The organism is Kitasatospora sp. NPDC056076, assembly GCF_042266305.1.
Classification (GTDB): domain Bacteria; phylum Actinomycetota; class Actinomycetes; order Streptomycetales; family Streptomycetaceae; genus Kitasatospora.
On the sequence record NZ_JBHJWG010000076.1, the window covers coordinates 1 to 1,039 of the forward strand.

The window sequence follows — 1,039 nt, forward strand, 5'->3', positions numbered from 1 at the left end:
GGCACGCAGGCTGTCGGTGGGGCTGTTCCGAGAGGGCTGAGCAGGCATGTCTCTCACTTTAGGCAGGGCGCCCGCCGCGCACGCACCGGGGAGAAGGAGGAGCTCATGTCGGGCATCCAGGGCAAGGTCATCGCGATCACGGGCGCCAGCAGCGGCATCGGGGAGGCGACCGCGCACCACCTCGCCGAGCGGGGCGCCCGCCTGGTGCTCGGGGCCCGGCGCCGGGAGCGGCTGGACGCCGTCGTGGACGCCGTCGCCGCCCGGGGCGCCGACGCCACCGGCGTCGTCGTCGACGTCCGGCGCCGCGAGGACCTGCGGCTCCTGACGGACACGGCCCTGGAGCGGTACGGGCGGCTCGACGTGCTGGTCTCCAACGCGGGCACGATGGCCGTCTCGCCGTTCGACGAGCTGCGCCAGGACGACTGGGACGCCATGGTCGCCACCCACGTCACCGGCCTGCTCAACGGCATCGCGGCGGCCCTGCCCGTCTTCCGCCGCCAGGGCGCCGGCCAGTTCGTCAACGTCGGCTCCACCGCGGCGTACGTCGTCAGGCCCCCGCAGGGGGTCTACGCGGCCACCAAGGCGGCGGTGAAGGTCCTCACCGAGGGCCTGCGCCAGGAGGCGGGGCCCGACCTGCGCGTCACCCTCGTCTCCCCCGGCTTCACCCACACCGAGGGCGTCGGCAAGGGGGCCGGCCCCGAGGTCGCGGCCGCGCTGGTGCGCCGGCGCGACGAGATCGCCATGCCGCCCTCCGCCGTGGCCTCGGCCATCGGCTACGCCGTCGCGCAGCCGGACGGCGTCGACGTCAGCGAGATCGTCGTGCGCCCCACCGCCCAGGACTGACCCCGCCGCCCAAAACCGACCCCGCCGCCCGGCCTTCTTCACAATTGCCGTGGACATGGCGTTCTTCTCCCAAGTCCGGGCAAAGCGAAGGCGGTGCGGCCCCCGGGTCGACCCGGGGCCCCCCCCCGGGGCGCGGGCCCCGGCGGGGGGGCGAAATCACCGCGGCCCCGCGCCCCCCCCGGGCCCCCCCGCGCCC

Annotated in this window: 1 protein-coding gene; it reads left to right on the top strand. The window is 76.3% G+C overall.

Annotated features, from left to right (window positions below):
* Positions 1–105: 105 nt before the first annotated feature.
* Positions 106–843 (top strand): SDR family oxidoreductase, encoded by a 738-nt coding sequence (locus ACFC1T_RS36345; RefSeq protein WP_375896485.1) that lies wholly within the window; start codon positions 106–108, stop codon positions 841–843.
* The last annotated feature ends 196 nt before the right edge of the window (positions 844–1,039 follow it).

Excerpts from the sequence above, each read along its gene's own strand:
- ACFC1T_RS36345 (WP_375896485.1), top strand. The coding sequence starts at position 106 with ATGTCGGGCATCCAGGGCAAGGTCATCGCGATCACGGGCGCCAGCAGC.